This window comes from Sphingobacterium sp. CZ-UAM (assembly GCF_002000245.1).
Lineage (GTDB): Bacteria > Bacteroidota > Bacteroidia > Sphingobacteriales > Sphingobacteriaceae > Sphingobacterium.
Genome location: NZ_MTCM01000002.1, coordinates 505470 through 525372, shown reverse-complemented (window position 1 = coordinate 525372; position 19903 = coordinate 505470). Strand labels below are relative to the sequence as shown.

Annotated in this window: 12 protein-coding genes; 1 reads left to right on the top strand and 11 read right to left on the bottom strand. The window is 41.6% G+C overall.

Annotation, left to right across the window (positions count from 1 at the left end):
* Positions 1–96: 96 nt before the first annotated feature.
* From BWD42_RS12330 to BWD42_RS12310, 5 genes are all read right to left on the bottom strand, one after another.
* A complete protein-coding gene (locus BWD42_RS12330; protein ID WP_077436688.1) occupies positions 97–2025 on the bottom strand; it encodes a right-handed parallel beta-helix repeat-containing protein in 1929 nt (642 codons plus the stop codon).
* Positions 2026–2083: 58 nt separating this feature from the next.
* Positions 2084–4363, bottom strand: coding sequence for a hypothetical protein (locus BWD42_RS12325; RefSeq protein WP_077436687.1), 2280 nt, complete (start codon positions 4361–4363; stop codon positions 2084–2086).
* A gap of 37 nt (positions 4364–4400) precedes the next feature.
* Positions 4401–6629 (bottom strand): hypothetical protein, encoded by a 2229-nt coding sequence (locus tag BWD42_RS12320; RefSeq protein ID WP_077436686.1) that lies wholly within the window; start codon positions 6627–6629, stop codon positions 4401–4403.
* Between the two features lie 198 nt (positions 6630–6827).
* Positions 6828–8615: a RagB/SusD family nutrient uptake outer membrane protein gene (locus BWD42_RS12315; RefSeq protein ID WP_077436685.1), complete on the bottom strand. Its 1788-nt coding sequence runs from the start codon at positions 8613–8615 to the stop codon at positions 6828–6830.
* Positions 8616–8626: 11 nt separating this feature from the next.
* Entirely contained in the window at positions 8627–11821 is a 3195-nt protein-coding gene (locus BWD42_RS12310; protein WP_217700066.1) for a SusC/RagA family TonB-linked outer membrane protein, read from the bottom strand.
* A gap of 285 nt (positions 11822–12106) precedes the next feature.
* Here BWD42_RS12310 and BWD42_RS12305 point away from each other — a divergent pair, with 285 nt between their 5' ends.
* Positions 12107–12988 (top strand): AraC family transcriptional regulator, encoded by an 882-nt coding sequence (locus tag BWD42_RS12305; protein WP_077436684.1) that lies wholly within the window; start codon positions 12107–12109, stop codon positions 12986–12988.
* On the opposite strand, the gene BWD42_RS12300 is transcribed toward BWD42_RS12305, so the two are convergent.
* The 6 genes from BWD42_RS12300 to BWD42_RS24870 all read right to left on the bottom strand — a co-directional run bounded on the left by BWD42_RS12300 (position 12975) and on the right by BWD42_RS24870 (position 19813).
* A complete protein-coding gene (locus BWD42_RS12300; RefSeq protein ID WP_175992050.1) occupies positions 12975–13370 on the bottom strand; it encodes an L-rhamnose mutarotase in 396 nt (131 codons plus the stop codon). The two genes, BWD42_RS12305 and BWD42_RS12300, sit on opposite strands and share 14 nt — an antisense overlap.
* Positions 13371–13509: 139 nt before the next feature.
* Positions 13510–15069 carry an SLC5 family protein gene (locus BWD42_RS12295; RefSeq protein WP_077436682.1) on the bottom strand — a complete coding sequence of 520 codons (1560 nt, stop codon included), beginning with the start codon at positions 15067–15069 and terminating at the stop codon, positions 13510–13512.
* Positions 15070–15092: 23 nt separating this feature from the next.
* Complete coding sequence (locus BWD42_RS12290; RefSeq protein WP_077436681.1) at positions 15093–16265, bottom strand: enolase C-terminal domain-like protein; 1173 nt, start codon at positions 16263–16265, stop codon at positions 15093–15095.
* A complete protein-coding gene (locus tag BWD42_RS12285) occupies positions 16262–17158 on the bottom strand; it encodes an aldo/keto reductase (RefSeq protein WP_077436680.1) in 897 nt (298 codons plus the stop codon). Before BWD42_RS12285 ends, BWD42_RS12290 begins: the two co-directional genes overlap by 4 nt.
* A gap of 32 nt (positions 17159–17190) precedes the next feature.
* On the bottom strand, positions 17191–17727 hold the full coding sequence (locus BWD42_RS12280) for an RNA polymerase sigma-70 factor (RefSeq protein WP_077436679.1): 537 nt from the start codon (positions 17725–17727) through the stop codon (positions 17191–17193).
* Between the two features lie 259 nt (positions 17728–17986).
* Positions 17987–19813 (bottom strand): glycoside hydrolase family 97 protein, encoded by a 1827-nt coding sequence (locus tag BWD42_RS24870; protein WP_217700065.1) that lies wholly within the window; start codon positions 19811–19813, stop codon positions 17987–17989.
* Positions 19814–19903: the final 90 nt, after the last annotated feature.

The window sequence follows — 19903 nt, the reverse complement described above, 5'->3', positions numbered from 1 at the left end:
TGTTGGCCTATCTAACTGTCTTGCCCATATCCTGACAAAACGCAAAAAAGGATGCTCAACAGCATCCCACACGACTTTAATTGTATTATTAGATTTCTATTCATAAATCAACCTTATTTTTTTATTCTTTTTCCCAGTATATTCAAACGGACCTGGCGACGGATTGGATTTTTTTCGAGCATGACCGAAATAGTCCCGGTCAATCCGGAAAGGTTGCCCATTTCGATCTTCAAATGGCAGACTTGGTATAGCAGTAGCTTGCAATGATCGTGATGTCACCAAATCTCTACTATGTTGCAACCAATTTGCTTGAAACGGAAAGTCCAAATAGACCTTACCTAGCTTTTCCACTAAATTGACCAGAATAGCCTGGTTCGTATCAATCAATGCTTGTTGTTCCACCGCTCCTTTCACGACATAGGCTTTCATACGCTGTTCGGCATCGGCATGTACCTCGCCCATACGCGCATTCTCCTTGTGTGCTGAAATGCCGACACTACCTTTTAAGTAAACATTGCCATTCAACAATACCGGTAAATAGGCCTTACTATAATCACTAACATCCCCCCCTTTTGCAAAAATATTATTGATAAACTGTACATCTCCACCCGGATTATCCTTTAATGCCGTAATCCTCGTTCCATGCGGTTTCAAATAGGGTGTCAATCGGCTATCGTAGGCAACCACATCTATTTTTCCGGCAAAAAGGTTATGGGCAAAAGCAGCCCCCTGCGCGTTCATTAACAAACTTTTAGGAGAAAGCATAATATTATTGGCAACGAATGCCGGCCCATGTGTCACTTCAAGAAATACATCAAGATCGTTCTGATACAATAAGTTGCCCATAACCTCTGCTCCCTGAGCCATCCAGTCCAACCAGATTGCCTTATCTGTGCGAAAGATTCGATTATTTCGAATGCTAACATCTACAGCGCCATGAAATTTAATCCCTGCCATTTCCGCTCCTGTAAACAGGCGATCGATATGGATATCATGGATGGTATTCTTGTCTATCGTACTGAAAGAACAGCCCATACTGCCCACAATACCAGCCTGCTCACAATAAGCAACCTTATTGTTGCCCACATAATGACTACCGACGCTGTCCTTGTTCCATCCGAAAGCCAAGGCTCTTTTTATCGTACCGACATAACCTTCAGCCGACTCGGTATCTTTATTATCATAGGCATCACCATATTTTCCTAGCGCAATCCCGACACATTTGGAATATTGTATGGTATTATTAATAATCCGCCAGCCCTTACTCCAATGTGTACCGATAAGACCTTCCTGTTCGGCAGTGGGTGGTGCCCAATTGGTAGCGGCCTGTTCCATGACGAAACCATCGACCGTGATAAAATTGACAAATGGACGATCGGGATAGAAAACCCTGCGCCGTACATTGATTTCGACATTTTCCTGATTGGGGTTGACCTGTGGGAATCGCGCCCATATAACGGTATTTTCTTTGTCTACCGAAGCCCACCACCCTCCTTTTGGGGAACGGTCGGCCAACAACTGCTCTTTAGATGCAGCTTCCATTAGCCAATGACCATTTAGATAGACCGCGCCACGATGATATTTCCTTTCTTTAGGAGTCGGCCAAAACCAATCCCCACGGATCTCCTCAGCATAGGGATTAAATGTACCAAAAAATGTATTGGGTAAGTCCAATTGCCAAATATCGTCATGCACTAACTTCCAGCCCCTCACTTCTTCGGAGCCTTTAATAATTACTTTCTCACCCTTTGCTGCACGATAGGTAATGGGCTGTTTTACCGAAACGCCACCGCGTGGCGGAACAACACTTTCCCGGTATACCCCCTCATGGACTGTAATAATATCACCGGGCATCGCAAGCTTTGCTGCAGCCATAATGCTGCGGAGTGGTTTTGCTGGAGTGCCGGCCTGCGTATCACTTCCAGTGATCGCAACATGGTATTCCCTAGGCTTCGATTTAATCTGTGCCGACAAGGTTCCAAATCCCAAAAAGAAAATACAGGTTAGAAAAAAAGTAATTTTCATTTTAATCAATTTAATGCCATAAAAACTATATCCGGCCTAAATGGGCCGGATATAGTTTTTAATATTCTTTTGCTCTTGTCAATTTTGTTAATAGTTGCTTACCCGAACCATCTTTGTTGATCCGATAAAGATTCCAATGATCTTTATCCAATTCTTCGAGTCTAAAACTCTGCGTAGGATCCACTAGATTTTCTTTCACCCATCGCGGGAATGCATTTGCCGCACGGGCGTTCTCCCAAGTGCGAATTGCCTTAAAAATAGCATCTTTCTGCGGACAGCTTTCCACCTGTTTTTGATTCAGTTTTAAACTGTAGGTCGATCCCGTACCCACGGACATGGCCTGGATATGCTCATATTCTTCTACAGTAGACTTTTCTGTAATAGGGAAATTCCCACCCATTCCTACAGGAAAGAAATTGGCTTGGCACACATCCCTTAGATCCTTCCCTTGACTTGTTGTACTACCCCATTCTCTTGTTTGCGCATCATATAAATTTTTTCCCCCACCTACATTCCAGATACTTTGATAATGCCATGACCCCTCGGACAAAGTAGCCCCTGTAAATCGAATGTCAGCTAGGCCATGCTGCTTCGCGCGATCAAACATCCTGCGGAAAAAGCGTTTGGCCGAATAGTAACCATGACCATTATTGAACAAGAATTCCTGACCGTCAAAATCATAGTAGCCCAAACCATTGATTGCGCACACATCGGCATAATATTCGGCTATTTTATCCTGCAGCTGAATATTCGGAATCAGACCATCATAACCATAGTCAATGGTAACCTGTAGTTTGTACAAGGTATCCTGTGCTTTATGCGCAGTAGCTGTTGTTTTCCAGTAGCCTCGTTTCACATTGAGTAAACGATAAGGTTTGGTATCGCTCACACCTAAATAATGGATAAGCTCTTTCCCGATTTTAATAATATTCAGGCTTTTAACGTGTCCTTCCCAACTGCCTATTTCATCCAAATGCGTCGGATCATCCACATAGATGAGTGTATCTGTAGCACTAATAGCCTTTGCTAGCGGACGTTTTTGTTGATACCAGATACTATCGCTTGGAACCGGACTTGCATCTTTCGTGCCCGGAGCCAGGGCATTCGTTATCGGAGTACGACCGATAACAAGATTGTGCTTGGCTGCCAGGACCGCATATTCCTTATGAGAAAGTGCTTTCCCATCGGAGAATTTCAGCGGCTTATGCTCAAAGTTTTTACCGTCAATATAGCCTGCATTTCCGCGATCAGGCCGTAAAAATCCTTGGTCATACAAGCTGATAGCCTTAAATCCCAACCGGTCAGCATATCCTATCATATTGTCATATTGTCCACCCTCGGTCAATACATCTGGTACAAAGGCTGCTGGATCTTTGATCCATTTTCCATTGACGGTCGGATATGGCAAGCCCTCTTTTAGGACAATATCTTGAATCACATCCATCAAAGCCGTACTATCGGGACTTCCCCAAAGGGCTATCGACGAACCGATATAATCGATACCGGGCAAGGGTTGAACCTGCAAATGGTTGGGCTTGTTTGAAGGCATATTGGGAATCAACGAATAATACACCTCACGCGGACTTCTACGGTCCCGAGATTGGTAGGTAATGGATATCCGTCCATTTTTATCCACCTCAGCTGCATTGCCGTACATAATCCGATAATAAGGTTCTTTGTGCGCATAGAAGGCAACATCGCTGATACCATTTCCACCTAAAGTAAATATTTGACCTTCATGCAGGTCATTTGGCAATGGAAAACGCGCAGCGTCCGGTGAATGGATAATATACTGAAATGGTGCTGCATCGCCTTGAATATCTGCTGTTCCGCCCAATGTATTGTCATTGAGTGCCAGCATACCAATCGCGTAGTTGACTGCCTTGCTCGTATCCCGGCTGACACCAATAATCTCGCCCAGTAAATTGGTTATATTGGTATGATATGATCCCCATTGTATAGCCTCAATTTCTTTCGAGTTTGTCAAAGAAAGAAGTTTCATCTTGAAGTACTTCGACTGCGGTAAGATGCTGATGCGTGCGGTGGAACCGTTAGGATAAGCCAGAGTCATGATTTTATCGCTTGCAGAGTAGTTCGCCCGATTTGGATAGGTATAAAGCCTTTTCTTCGCATTATATAGTACCATCAACGGGGATGGTTTATCAGCGGGACTAAATTCCGGACTCGATTTTTTTGTAATGTTCTGCATGCTCGTGATGTAACCTTTTTGGTCGATCACAATTTTAAAATAATTGGTCTTTAATGTCGTTTGGCCATACCCCATCGTTGACAAGGCAGTCAATCCGAGACATAGCAGTTTAGCTTTTAGAAATTTCATTCCCTTTAATTTTAAACGTATCGTATTTAGTTCTCATTTATAGGTCAACAGCCAGGGATTCTCCAGCTTTTATGTTGACTTTGTTCTTCCAATCCCAAAAAGCATTCTCTCCCAGAGGCCGAGCCGCTTGGGCAGCATCTTCTGCCAATATTGTGATATGAGCGTCGTAGGCTGTTGGATTGTGAAGTGTCAAAGACAAGCCCCGAGCTGTTTTCTTTATCGTCTTGATAACAATATGATCAAAGGCATAAGCTGCCCCTTTGTCCTTGCGGACGTAAAGTCCTGGTATCTCTAGCGCCATCAATGCGCCATTGGTTTCATTCCATCCTGTTTTACCACCATCGCCACGTGATCCCCGACTATCTGCATCACAGTAGGTTAGACGTTCGGTGATCTTACCATTGGGTTGTACACCTTCGGCATGCGCATGGATAACGTCACGCATCAGGTCAGCATACAAGCTTACGCCGGTTTCCCGGAACAACTTGAAGAGGACATCGCCAGACTGCGTACAGAATCCCGGAGCACCATGTTTGTTTTGTGTACTCGCCCAAACTGCCCCTGTGAGGTTGGCACCCAATTTTGCCAAGGCTGTATTTTCAGGCAGCCGATACGGAAAAGAGACTGTCCAGGACGCCGTATAATTCGCTAGATTTCTAGCCTGTTCCAAGTATTCGCGTTGGCCTGTTTGTTCAAAAAGTGTCATTAACGAAGTCGTCAATGCAATTGCAGTTTCGGAATCTGCATTCTGCAAAATATCGCCACAGGCTCCCGAAGTAAATCCGACAAGCGCAAACTCATCGTAATATTTTTTTGCAGCCTGCTTTGCAATTGCTAGATAATTATCATTATGAAAATAGGAAGCGGCCAATGTCAAACCAGCAACAGCCATCGCTCCGCCTGTTGTATTATAAGCTGCAACTTTACCAGATTCAACAGCCAAATAATTACCCCAGGTTCCTTCTTCTTGCCAAGTCTTTACAAATGCATCCGCAAGTTGCCGGGTTGAGTTTCCCCATTCTTGGGAAATCAAAGAAGATTTGCCCTGTTTTTTCAATAACATAAACTGTTTCACCATCCAGTACAGTACATCAGCATTTTTACGCGTCAATCCGATCCCTGGATTTAGTTTGGCACCATCACGGTAAATAACCTGGCCATCTGCTCCCAATACATCATAGTAGTATCCGCTTGCTCCGCGCCCCTGTGGCAAAGCAAAGTTAAACGTATGACTTACGCGATTGAAATGGGCAGTATCTGCCAAAGCCAACATAGGATAGGTATTGATCAATCCGCCTACCCAACCATAAGACATCCAATCGGCATTTTCAGGACAGTAAAACCCAACCCCATCTTTTGCATAATAGCGTTCATCAATATTTTTTGCCATACGCTTAAAAACCTCGCTCATGGGCATCAGATTACGCGGAGTTGTTTCCATGACATGCGATTTTCGTTCTTGCATAAAACGTGCGTACAACTGTGAAACATCATCTGCTTGAAACTCAATTCTTGTCACTCGAATCTGTAATTCATCCCCCCTAGCTACAGATATCCCCCGATCGGGACTTTCACTAAAGCCAATAAACTCGGGCTTACGTGACCTTACTCCGGGAGCGCTAATGACAAAGCTTGCAAGACTCCGATCTCTGCTCTCTTCAATAATGAGTGCATGATCTTTCACTTCATTCTTCCATTTAATCCCTTGATCGGTAAAAAGAAAAACTCCCTTTTGTTGCTTCCGATCCAAATAGGCCATCAGTGGTGTGCTGGTATTACTGATGTTTACTTCTAATCGAGAATTAGCACCAAATTCCGGAGAAAGCTGTGGTATGGGGTTAGAGGTAAGGGCCAGATCTTTGCGGTAATAATCTGTTTTGTCCAAACCCGTTGCATATTCCCGATTAACGATCCGTTGGCGATTGCCATTATAAACAACCGCAGGAATCATCACGAAATTGTCGCTCGACCAATCATAAGCATCAAACGCAACCGCCGCCCCCACATCTTTCATGGCCTTTTTCGCCTTAAAGGTAAATCGGTAGGTCACCTCATTGGTCCCCTTCTTTTTTAGGATCTCCTGCTTAACATCCCAATTGTCCGAATACGCTCCTATAGCTGAACTCCGTACCAATTTCGCGCCCTCGTATTGGCAATCCAACAGACGGAATAGAGATTTCCTATCCCGACGCTCTGGGAGCCAATCCTGCGAAAAGCTATTCAAAGCCAGTACACAAAGTAGAAAACTTCCTACTATTTTTTTCATTCCTTTTATTTATTTTAGTTTGACAAACGATTCTTTTTTTTAAAAACTCAAAAAAATCTGTTCTCAAATATTATACTTACCCCTGTCCTTCAAATGTAATTACTTTATATAGCAAAAGAGTTGGACTGGCTATGCAGTCCAACTAAAAAACATTAATGGATACACCTAAACCACGCTATGTTAATTTTCAAATTGTAGTTATTTTAAAGGGTCAAAAGTTCCACCCCATTCTATATTTTGTTCAATTTTTGAGTTTCTATCTATAACTTCTTTATGGATTGGATAAAACCAATGCTGTAGATCCACCTTAAATTGATACTGGTTATCACCATCTAAATTTTCGACATATTCGAAACGGAATAGCTTACGCACCGCTGGATCATACATATCTTTGGTCCAATCGAAACCTACTAAACTGCTTTCATTTTTAATCACAGCATTTAATCCTGAGCGATATTTCAGATTATTCAAAATATCATACCGCTTCCACCGACGTAAATCTGCGAACCGCTTCCCCTCGTAAGCGAATTCAATAAAACGTTCATCCATATAGGCTTGACGAATATTTGCCTGCGAGCTGGCTGTTATACCATAATTTCCGCTGCCTGCTTCGATTCCGGCCCTTTTACGGATATCATACAGAACACCCAGCGCTTCCGCTGACTTTCCTGTTTCATTGGCACATTCACCATAATTCATTAGCACCTCCGCAAAACGAATTTCAATCCAGTCGGTTTTCCCTTCATAAACTGTAGGAATTGTCAAATCTCTATCCACTCCTTTTAATTGAAAATAACCTGATGAACTGCCGCCAACACCTTTTCCAAGCTCATTAAAGATCAAGGTTGAATACTTAAATCCAGTAGGTGAAGTTGGGTCTGCTATTTTTTTCCAGGCATTCCAATATTTCATTCCACCAGTCAATACATCTTTTGCGGGATATGCGGTACCTGGACTAAAAATAGTTGCGTAGAACCGTGGATCACGTCCAACGTAAAAATCAGTCATAAATTGCTCATTATATACTGGATCATTAACCAAGCGATTGAGATCCAATTTTAACGGCGTTCCGTCCTTTTTAGGATAGGCCATTAACAGAGGAAAAATCGTTTGATTATCATTTGCACCATCCTTCGTCAGTGGTTCGGGACGAATGTTTTTTTGATCAAGCTTATGATCAGGCATATAATATTGGTTTAGCATAATCACTTCTTTATTGCGTTCATTATACCAAATATCTTCAAATTTACCTTCATACAAGCCCTTACCCATTCTCTTTAAGAAATCAACAGCATCCTTATTCGCCTTATAGGCGGCTTCCCATCTCTTTTGATCGTTATTCGGGTTGAACAAAGGACTGGCATAACGTAATAGTACCCTGCCCTTAAATGCCATTGCCGTCCCTTTATCTATGCGACCATAGTCATTTCCCGTCCAAACATCAGGAAGATTTGCGATGGCATCATCAAGGTCCTTCAAAATCTGTGTCATACATTCCGTTGTTGAATTACGGCTTACAAATAACGAGGGTACATTCGTTACATCCTGAAAATGTAGAATTAAAGGAACTCCCCCTACGTTCCAAACCTTACCCCAATAATCCCAGGCTCGCCAAAAGAGGGCCTGACCGACCATTTGCTTCTTTTCAGCATCGGAAAGTACGCTTACAGTTTCCATTTTATCCAAGAAAAAGTTGATCCGGTCTATATTGGCATAATCCAATTTTTGTCCCTGGTTATCGACAGTAATCAATCCGCGTGCAAAATCGCCCATACTTGTCGGTCCGTTCATACCTTCGTCGGTACCGTTGGCCGAAGGAGACCATCCAGGCATCATTTTTCCGTAAACATCTGTCAAATAAGAATTAATCATGGTTTTATCCATCCAGACATTGTCCGGGTTGATTGCACCTGTATTTTTATAATCTAAACTACAGCTGGTCAAAAATGCCAGACAGAGTCCGTATATTAGTTTTTTAGATTTCATTTCTCAAACATTTAAAATTTAACATCGATACCAAAATTGTAGGAGCGCAGCACAGGGAATGCATTTCCACCCCCAATCTCCGGATCATAGTATTTATTAAAGGGACTGATCACAAAAAGATTCGTTCCCGTTGCGAAGACCCTTACGTTATCAAAAACTTTGCTGTAAAATTTTCCCTTCGGTAAATCATAACTCAAAGTCAAGTACTTCATCCGCATAAAGCTGCCATTTTTCAACCAGTATGAACTATTTGTTTGATAGGTATTAGAATTATTGGCACTTACGCGTTTTGGCAATGTCGCATTCGGATTCTCTGGTGTCCAGCTGTCCGAATACCATTGATCCCACATGCGGTTCCACTCTACCCCACCAGCAAGATCGTTCATCCATTTTTTCTCGCCTAAACGCCCGGAAAGCATCATGTCCAGATGAAATCCCTTCCAACTTCCGCCTAAATTAAGTCCATAGACGATGGGATAATTATTTGGTTTTAACATTACACGGTCCCAATCATCGATATTTCCATCAGGTTTGCCATTGGGTCCACTTAAATCCTTATAAACCATCATCCCCAATGCGGGTGATAATCCATTGTGTTTATAATTCGGATTGGCCCCAACAAACGCATCCACATCAGCCTGGGTACGCAAAATACGATCGAATTCCCAACCTTTGATTGTGCTTAGCGTCTTGCCCACCGGAATATCGATCCATTGCGCATTTTGCGCATAATCTTGTGTAATTACTTTATTCCAACCATAGGACATCGTTAAATTAGCATGATAAGAAAAGTCCGGCCGATCTTTACGGTACCCTAACTGCAGATCGAAACCTTGGGCCTTAACTTTTGCATAGTTTTCGGCTGGCATAGACAAACTAAATGTTGATGGCAAAGTCGTTTGACGATTCCTTAAAATATCATAGGAGTTGCGGTACCAATAATCCAGTGAAATATTCCAATTTTTCAAAAAGTTCATATCTACCCCCGCATTGTAGCTTAATGCTTTTTCCCAGGTCAGATTAGGATTAACTACGCTACCATAGCCAAGTCCAACGAATTGTGAAGGACTTGTGCCAAAATAAGCCGAACTTCCAGCTTGATAAGATTCTTGCCATTGCCAACCGCCAACGGCATCATTACCTGTTAAACCGACTGACCCCCTAAATTTTAAAAATTGGATCAATGATTTATTGAAGAATTTTTCTTCTGACGCTACCCAGCCCACTGATCCAGCAGGGAAGAATCCCCATCGCTTGTCGGGAGCAAAATTCATCGAACCATCTTCACGGAACGAGAAATTAAATAAGTATTTATTTGCATATGTGTAGTTAAACTGTCCAATATAAGACATCCGACCACTGACCCAATCAGTATCTCCATTGGCCCATCCATCGGCACGCGCGCTGCTGGCTGCCCAGAACTGGTCGGTTAAGTAAACTGGAAAAGTTTCTCTTCCTCCAGTAATACCAGATCCCGCGCCTTCATACCATTCTGTCACCAAAGCCCCAGAGACGCTATGCACATCATTAAATACATGGTCATAATTTAACTGGACATTGAATTGTTTGTCATCACTATAGGTTGATTTTCGCTCAATATAATCCTTCCCAACCCAGCTCGACTTTCTCATGCTAATGATGTCCGCGTCCGCTGTAGAAATAATACGGTTATTCGGACCGCTTCTTTTCATTGAAAACACGGGGTAATTCTTGTAAAACTTCCTATTTAGTTCGTTCGCCCAACTTCTTGCATAAGATACTTTAGCTTTTAATCCTTCCAAAAATGGAGCTTTATAGGTTCCGCTCAAGATTAATTGTGGTTTCAACATTTGAGATCTATTGTAACCTGCTGTACCGTCCACACTCGCTCCCATATTAGCGATCCATCCATAATCCACATATTGACCGTTATCTGTATACACTGGCTGATCGGGCTGCCAAACTCTCAACTTACCATAATTAGCCTGAGCATCTTCAAAGACAGCATTGCCCGTAAAATTATTGTATAATGCAAACCCCGAAAAGATTTCCAGATCTTTGGTAATATCTGCAGTTACGTTCATCCGAATATTATACTTATCGTACTTCAACGGATCCAAAAATCCCGTTTGCTTAACATAGGATGCCGCACCGAAATACCGAACCTTATCGCTACCACCATTTACACTGAGGTTATGTGTCTGTGTGGATGGATTACGCCAGACTGTTTCCAGTTGATCGTACCCCCAGCCATTATTAATCGTTTTATAATGATCTAACTCCTCCTGTGACCATGCCCACCCAGCAGGGTCAGCTGCCCCATTAATACGATTATAAAGTTCACCGGCCTGTACAGCACTCGTCAGGTTTACATTTTTAGTTCGCGTATCAACGCTATAGCCGGTAGAGTAATTAAATACTGGTTTGCCTTGATTCCCCTTTTTTGTAGTTACCAGGATTACCCCTCCAGCAGAACGTGAACCGTAGATCGCTGCCGATGCAGCATCCTTTAATACCGAGATCTCATCAATTTCATTTGGACTTAGGTTATTAAAATCGCCTGCACCTCGAACGACGCCATCAATCACATAAGTAACATTCTGGTCATTGAGTGAGGACCTAGTACGAATGCTAATACTTGGTTGTGATCCCGGAATAGCATTTACTGTACTCACATTCACTCCTGGCAATCTACCGATAAGAAGATTTCCAGCAGAAGTTGTTGGAATAGCATTCATCCGCTCATCGACCTTCATTGTCGAAATCGCCCCTGTGAGCAGTGATTTTTTCTGCGTGGTATATCCGACTACTACAACCTCATTCAGATCGCTCCTTCCTTCTTTCATTGAAACATCGTGCGTCCGTTGTCCTCCAACAGCTCGCTCCACTGTTTCATGTCCAACATAGGTAAAAACCAATACTCCGGATGAAGATACTTTGATCTGATAACGACCATTTTTATCCGTAGTCTGTTGATTTCGCTTCCCTTTTTCAGAAACGGATACACCGATCATAGGTTGTCCATCCTTGTCAACTACGCGACCATTTACAATGATGTCTTCTTGAGCATGATCAGATGCAACTATTTCCTGATGCTCACCCTCCATTAAAATTGCTCTTGCTTCCGCTTCCATGGGACTGGAGGCGACAGCCAAAGCACAAAAGAGCACGGCATTCTTTGTGCTTTTGTGCCAATTTTGAAACTGTGTTAATTTCGCTTTTTTCATAATTATCTGTATTCAGGGTCCCCTAGTCTCAAAAGAAAAGACAATAGTGAACTTGGTTATTTATAAGTCTTTATTTTTCATAATTGATGACAGGAATAAATCTCAGGATAATAAATAGCGAGAACCACCAGTAATTTGCTCTTTTGTAATGTTTTTTTGCATTAAACATTTTACATACAAGATGCGCTAATTTTATACTTTCATATTTTTTTTTCTTACCTTTAACTACATTATGCAACCGGTTGCTACAAATTATGATTTTTAAACCTATTTAAGGCTTTTATTATGATGCAGCATATTTATGAAAACTTTACTTTCCCCCCGGATCAGTCGTTTACTGTCCGTAGTGAAGAACTGGAAATCAAAAAATACACTTCATTAAAGTCGCATCTCAACTTTGAGATTGTCTTACTGGGCAACTGTATGGGGAAACGGTTTATAGGCGATCACATTGAGGATTTTGAAGGTGATGAATTGGTATTGTTAGGAAGCTATCTTCCGCATTGCTGGCAATATTACAATACAATCGATAAGGATAAACCCGCTACGGCATCCATCGTGCATTTTTATCCTGATTTTTTGGGTAAAGATTTTCTGACCAAGCCCGAAGCAATTCTTCTGAATCAATTGTTTATCAATGCTGCAAAAGGAGTGCTATTTTCTGGACCAATAGTTAGACAGGCAAAAGATATTCTCAATGAGATGTTGGTTGCCACAGGGCTGTCCCGCGCAGTATTGATGCTACAGCTCCTAGACAAACTTGCCTTATCCAATTCCTATAAGACATTATCTTCACCATCTTTCAATATCATTGAAAATTCGACAGATGCCAATCGTATTAACCGGGTTTTCGACTATATATTCAAGCATTTTAGAGAGGATATAACGCTACAAGATGTAGCCTCTATAGTGCCCATGTCTTCCTCAGCCTTTTGTAGGTTCTTCAAAATGCAAACCAACAGGACCTTAGTGGATTTTATCAAAGAGATACGCATTGGTCATGCGGCAAAATTATTGATGGAAGGAAAGTACAATATTACAGAGACCTGCTACAAAAGTGGTTACAATAATATTTCAAATTTCAACAAACATTTTAAAGATGTTAAGGGGAGTTCACCCCGGGATTTTCTAAAGCAATATCGCACACCGGAAGCTATTTATGTTTAAATTCATAAAATAGATTCGTTTCGGCCCATTTTTGTCCGGCTGCGGTACCGCTGACACCTTGTTGATAGGTATCCATCAACACGTTCCATTCGGCGCATTTAGGACTGTAGGATTCGGCAAGCTTACCCATCTGATCAAGGTTGGCACCCACTGGGACACGAACTGTCATGACAATGAGCTTATCGAAACGATATAATGCGATCCGTTCATAGCCTGCTTTCTTAAAACCTGCCTCTACTTCTGGCCAAACATGACTGTGGTAAGTCAGATATTCCTTTAATTTTTCTGAATTGTCGACAATATTGACAACAAAGACATGCTCTTCATATTGCGGCGGTACATTGAGTTTTGACCCCTCCCCTTTGCACCTAACAAATGCCATTGAAGTGCATAATATAATTAAGCGAACCAACATTTTCATCTTCACTTTCGTTTAATATTTTTACTAAATGAGCTTTCTTCCATTCAATCTTTACTTCGCCATGTTATTCATTGGCTAGTGATATTTTCCACGAATAAGGTCAATTAAAATAAATATAAATCATGATCATGACGAAGGCCAGTCCAGCCCAAGTCAACCAAACTGAGCGAGATTGACCAGACTCTTTTGCATTCGATCCATCGAATAAGGTCGGCAGCTCCGAATTTACAGTGGATTTGGTCAAGAAAGATACCACCACAATGATCAGACTCAAAGCTACAAAAATATAAAAAGAAAGCATCAGAAAATGTGGCCAGAAGCCTCGGTATGGATAATTTAGGACATGACAAACACCCAGAATCAAACAAATTAGACCACCTCCGTATAAGACAACTTCGGCTGCTGTCCCGTTAATTCCACGCCAGATCACTCCCCATAAAAAAACGACGGCCAAGGGTGGTGCCAAAATGGAAACCAAACCTTGCGTTAAGTCAAAAAAACCTTTTCCAGAATAAGAAAATAGCATCGCTATGCCAATTCCCACCAGCGCAACTAGGACCGTCACCCATTTTCCCATACGCCGCTGCTGATTATTATCTAACACTTTAAATTGCGGAACAACATCTAACGTAAACACGGTACAAAATGAATTCAGGCTTGATGATACCGTATCGACTAAAGACGCAATCAGCGCGGCTATGCTCAATCCCAAAAGACCATGTGGCATCAATTGTTTGATCATAGTAATGTAGGCATTATCCGGAGCAGTATCCTTAAATAATACGAAACACATGATACCAGGCAAAATAAATATAATCGGCATGATTATCTTAAGTGCGCCGATAAATAAAGCGCCATATTGCCCCTCTTTTAAATCTTTCGCAGCTAAAACCTTCTGTACGATCGTCTGGTCAGCACACCAATAATATATGGCAACGACAGGATAGCCCAAAACGATGCCAACCCATGAATATTCGGGATTTGAAGCAGGTAGAAATAATTTCCAATACGATGCCGGAGTTTGGTTGATCAACGCATCGAGATGACCAATCTTCTGAAAACCAAGGAAGGTCAAAATAATCGACGATACAATAATGATAATGGACTGGAAGACACCAGTACGGACAACAGCTTTCAATCCACCTATCGCAGTAAAACTTGTTGCGACAATACCAATAATGACGATTGCCGTAAATAACTGACATCCGAAAATACCTGAGATAAGCAGCCCTCCAGCATACAGGGCGCTGCCCAGCCACACGACTAAAATGGAAATCAGGCTATAGACGATCAGAAAATTATAAGACCTTTTGCCAAAACGAATCAGCAAAAACTGCGGTATGGTACTAATCTTGGTTTTTAGATAATAAGGCAAGAAAACCATGGCCAATAACATCAGAAAGATCCAAGCCAATAATTCAAAGTTACTCGCAACAATTCCATGCGAAAAACCAATGCTGGCAAATCCGATCAACATCGTTGGTCCGGCATTAGCTCCAAAAATAGAGAATCCAATCTGCCACCATTTTAAGGAACGCCCCCCCAGAAATATATCCTGTTGATTTTTCTCTTTTCTTGAAAAACGAAAACCTACATATAAAAGAACTAAAGCATATATTGTTAAAACCAGGTAATCAATATAATTAAATGTTAAATTCATAATCAGGTTCGCTTTTTATTGTATTACATACTGACCAAAGGATTGTATCCCGGGACATCCTGCTTTAACCAGACCTGCTCCCTAAGCACCTTATTTTCCTTTAGGCAATAATCCCAATTGATACGTACGGGCAATCCATCCGATTCTGGTAAATGGAACTGTCCATTTTCCAATGATGGTCGAATCAAAAAATACTTTTCCAAGCCATACATCAGTGAATACAGGTATTCTATCATGCCAGTTTCTTTGGCTGTAGTCATTAAAAAGCTCGAATATAAGGAATAACCGCCAGAAGATAACTGCAAATTGCGATCCGCACATAAATCCCTAACTTCCATCCATTCTTTTATTCCACCAAATTGGGTCGGAACGGGCTGTAAATGTTTAATGCCGCAATTGGCCAGCATCGGAAATATTTTAGAGGTCCGCTCAGATTCGCCATAAGCTACGGGAACTGACGTACGCTTGCAAAGCTCTTCAATCTGATCATAGGCCGCTGAATGTAACGGTTCTTCGAGCCAAGCCAATTCATCCTCACCAATAGCATCCAAAAATCTAAATACCTCTTTGCAAGACCATATCTGATTGACATCCACCGCTACCCGCATGTCTTTTCCCGCCATTTTGCGCACATGTTTTACACGTTCGATGTCAGCCGCCAAATTTGTACCGAAGTCCTTTCCAATCTTCATCTTATAGCAATCCACTCCAGCATCCAAAAAGAGCGCAACTTCCTTTTCCAGTTCCTGTAATGTATAGTTAGTTCCACCACCACTTCCATAGATTTTTACGCGGTTCCGATTGCCACCAATATAACGATATAATGGTAGATCACGACGCCTGGCTGCCAAATCATATAAAGCCATATCCACCTGTCCTAAAAGAGCTGATGCCGCACCTTTAAACCCTTCATTTCGAATAGACCAGTACAACTTAGGAAAGAATTCTGCATAGGTTAAACCCTCACAATGGAACAATATGGGAAATAGGCAGGTTTCCAAGATATTGGTATAACTATTATAAACAGGTGCTTCTCCTACAAATCCCTCAGCATCTTCGATGCGAATAACGGATATGCCAAAACTTGGAAACGGCCCCATCGTCGCATCCTGAAAAGGAGTTATGTTGGCAACAGGTTCCAAAACTCGAATACTGACTTTTTGGATATTAAAAATCTCCTGATCTATTCTATTCATTTATTATCATTAAACGTTTGAAGGATTTCGTTATAAATATTGACTGGCAGCACGCCTTGTTTGATTGCGTCTAAAGAATTCTGCAGTTGTTGCCTGTTAGCTGCCCCCAGGACTATTTTGAATACAGCATTCATATTCAATAAAAACCGTAATGCGAGCACTTCCAATGATAAATTATGCCGTTCTGCAATAGCCTGAATTCGTCGCGCTTGCTCAACCGTCCCAACGTCGAGCCATTCAGGTATGCGCTGTGAAAACTCCTGAAACTTACAGCCTAAAAGCCCCATATTCAGCGGACTCGCCGCATAATATTCCGTTTGGGTCTGTCCGCATATCGGTATACTATTTTGGAGCGCCTCTATACTACATGCGTTCAGCTTATTATACTCCATCAGAATATCAAATCGACCTTCTTTCAGAAATGGTAGGAACCAATTAGGGGGATTTCCGCCGATGCCAATTTTTTTGGTCAATCCTTGTTCTTTAAAATGCTCTATAGCTGAAATTACCCTTTCAGCGTTATCTACCGTCAATACCGCAGGTTCATGTAAAAAAAGCACATCAACAGTTGATACCCCAAGTGTCTTTAAACTTTCGTCAACACTACGCTGCATGCCAGCAGTGGAGTAATCGTATTTGGCTTCGGTAGCGACATAACTTTTTAATCGGCCAACTTTTGTGCTAATTAAAGGTCTTTCACCGGTCCATAGTTCCAGAGCCTGCCCAACTATGGACTCCGCATCTCCATAAGCCGGCGCAGTATCCAAAGCACGTATACCATGAGATAATGCTTCATGAATTGCCTGTATAGATTCTTCAGGATCTACGCCCCCCCATACACCACCCAATCCCGCTGTCCCTAATATTACTTTATCTATTCCCAGATTACCCATCGCATTTTAGTTGAATTATAAGATCTAAATTACTAAGAAGCAACCATATAATCTTTAAGATTTACAGTGAGCACTTTTAGTGCTTTCGTAATATGATATTCCACCCCTTTTAGCGAAATTCCCATTTGTCGAGCAATATCTTTACCACTGATGTATTGATGCCGGCTCAGTTCAAAGACTTCCCGGGTCTTAATAGGCATTGTGTCCAACGCCTGCTCCGTTATTTTCTTAATTTCTTTCAGAAAAATTCGCTCTTCATTTATTTCATTGAGATTATCGATCTGCAATTGCAGCTCCCATTCGTTCCAACTATCTAATGGTTCTATCAGTTGACGATGGATTCGTTGGTGTTTCAAATAGTCTAAGGCCTTATTTTTTATAACTTTTAACAAGAAACATCTCGGAGACAACAATGTTTCTTCTTGCATACGTTCCCATGTTGCCATTAAGGCATCAGCTGTAATATCTTCCGCAACAGCATCAATGCGAACAAAAGATTTGGCAAACAAAAAGGATCGTTGATGATACTCTTTAAATAATTGATCAAAATGCTGTACTATCTGTTTCATTACATAATTAGGTAATAGGAAAAGTCAAATCATTTCCCATCTATTTTTATGTAAAGTTTAAAATCTACCAGCGACACAACTAGTTCAAATTTGACCATTATCGGTGTTTTATTTGCAAGGCTATTCTTCCATACGACTTTCGATGAACAATACTCCTCCTACAAATATCACATTCATTCCAAAGAATAGGTAATGAAACAAAAACAGCTGCGAACAATAAAGTCCACAGCTGTTTTACATTGTTAAAGGTTGTAAGTTCTTATTTTATCTTATCCAGAATCAATACAGCACCTGCATTAGGCTCTAATGTTGTTGTAAAAACCTTGGACTTAAATCTAAATTCTTTCAAATCGACTACATTTTTTGCAAGTCCTTGTGCATCCTGACCCCACAACTGCGCTTTGAAACGATCAGCTGTCTCAATAAAGGAAAGGTCTATCTTGATATCCTGTTTTACTTTTGCCCCAAGCATGGCAATATACCAGCGATTACCCGATCGACGTGCAATAACACCGCATTCACCAATGTCCGATTTTAGTACCTTTGTTTCGTCCCAAGTGACAGGTAGACCACGATAGAATGCTGCCGCATTTTCAGACTCATCGATGAGCGTTTCGTGCTCTCCACCCGCTCCTCCGGCTTTATGTGGTGCATCCGCCGGACGATCGTACCAATAAATAAACTGCCATGGACTGTACAACATCACTGCTTTAGCCATTTGGGCAGCCTTCCCTCCCATTTTGGTATTTACACGAACGGCATGATAACAGTTGGTATAATCACCAGCACCTGCAATGGCACGTGTAAACATTGTGATCAGACTCTGTTCAGAGCTCGGCGATTCCTCATCGCCACGAATGCCCTCCTGTGTAATCAGATTTGGAAAGGTACGGGAATACCCCGTAGGCCGATATTCATCATGCACATCAACCATCAATTTATATTTAGCGGCCTTACGAACTGCCTCATGAAGCCATACTGTCGCTTGTTGGCTACCCACATTAACAAAACCAAATTTAAGCCCTTTGACGCCCCATTTCTGATAAATGGGTAGAATTTCATCCAACTGCTTTTCCAAGGCCTTTTTATTGACATAAAGTAAGATACCTACATTTTTTTTATTCGCATAATCAATAATATATTGCAGCTCCAAAGGCCCTTTGGAACGTGCAGGATCAACGTTTACCCGAGAGGCATCCGAAGTGGTCGACTCTTCAGGTCCATACCAGCCTGCATCAAATTCTACATAAGCAATCTGATTACGTGCTGCAAAATCAACTGCTGCAATCCCACCATCAGTGGTTAACGTCACCTCACGTAGCACTTTGCCGGGCTTTATCCATGAGGTATCTTTAATTGTGTTAGGCGTATTGAGGTTAAGAATAAAATAATTATTCTCAACCAACTTACCCGCGGACTTCCCCACCATAACATAACGCCAAGGGCTTTCATATCCAGCTTTGTCCAAATCAACCGTTCCGGATAGTGCGGATTGAATGACATGGCTTTGCTTTTCTGCCTGATAAGTAAATTTCATACGGGCATAATCCACCAAAGCTGCCTCCCCAATCGCCATAAATAAATTTGGTGCTGGATTAACCACTAAAGGTCTTTCAAACTCTCCTTTAAGCTGGCTTAATGTCGTTTTTGTGTAAGCGCTTTGCGCTGCGCCAGCGATCCAAGTTGTGGCGTCACTGCCAAATTGGAAAGCCGTTTGTTCAGAATTGATAACGGATCCAGCAAAATCATCGGCGTCAAAGCCGTATCTTAATGCAATTCCTTCGTCGTACAAGCGAATATAGAGCTGCATTTTTTTATGATTTCCACTGGACTGTAATTGTAACTCAAGTTCATTATAGTTGTCTTTGATAGCGTTGCGTTCACCAAAAAAAGGTTTCCATTGATGACTTACAGTCCGTTTATCGCTCTTGATGAGCTGCCAGTTACCTTGAACTATATCTTCGTTCCAGTCAAAATTTAAGATCTTGATGTCCGTCAACCTTTGAGAGACTGAAGATAAATGTATCTTATTGTTACCCAAAGCAAGATAGACCTCAGCCGATAGAACCTTATTCGGGCTTTCCAATCTTAATTTTTGACCTTGTACAATTATAGTACAAGATATAAATAAGGTTATTAAAATAAATCTAAACATACAATAGCATTGAATATATTG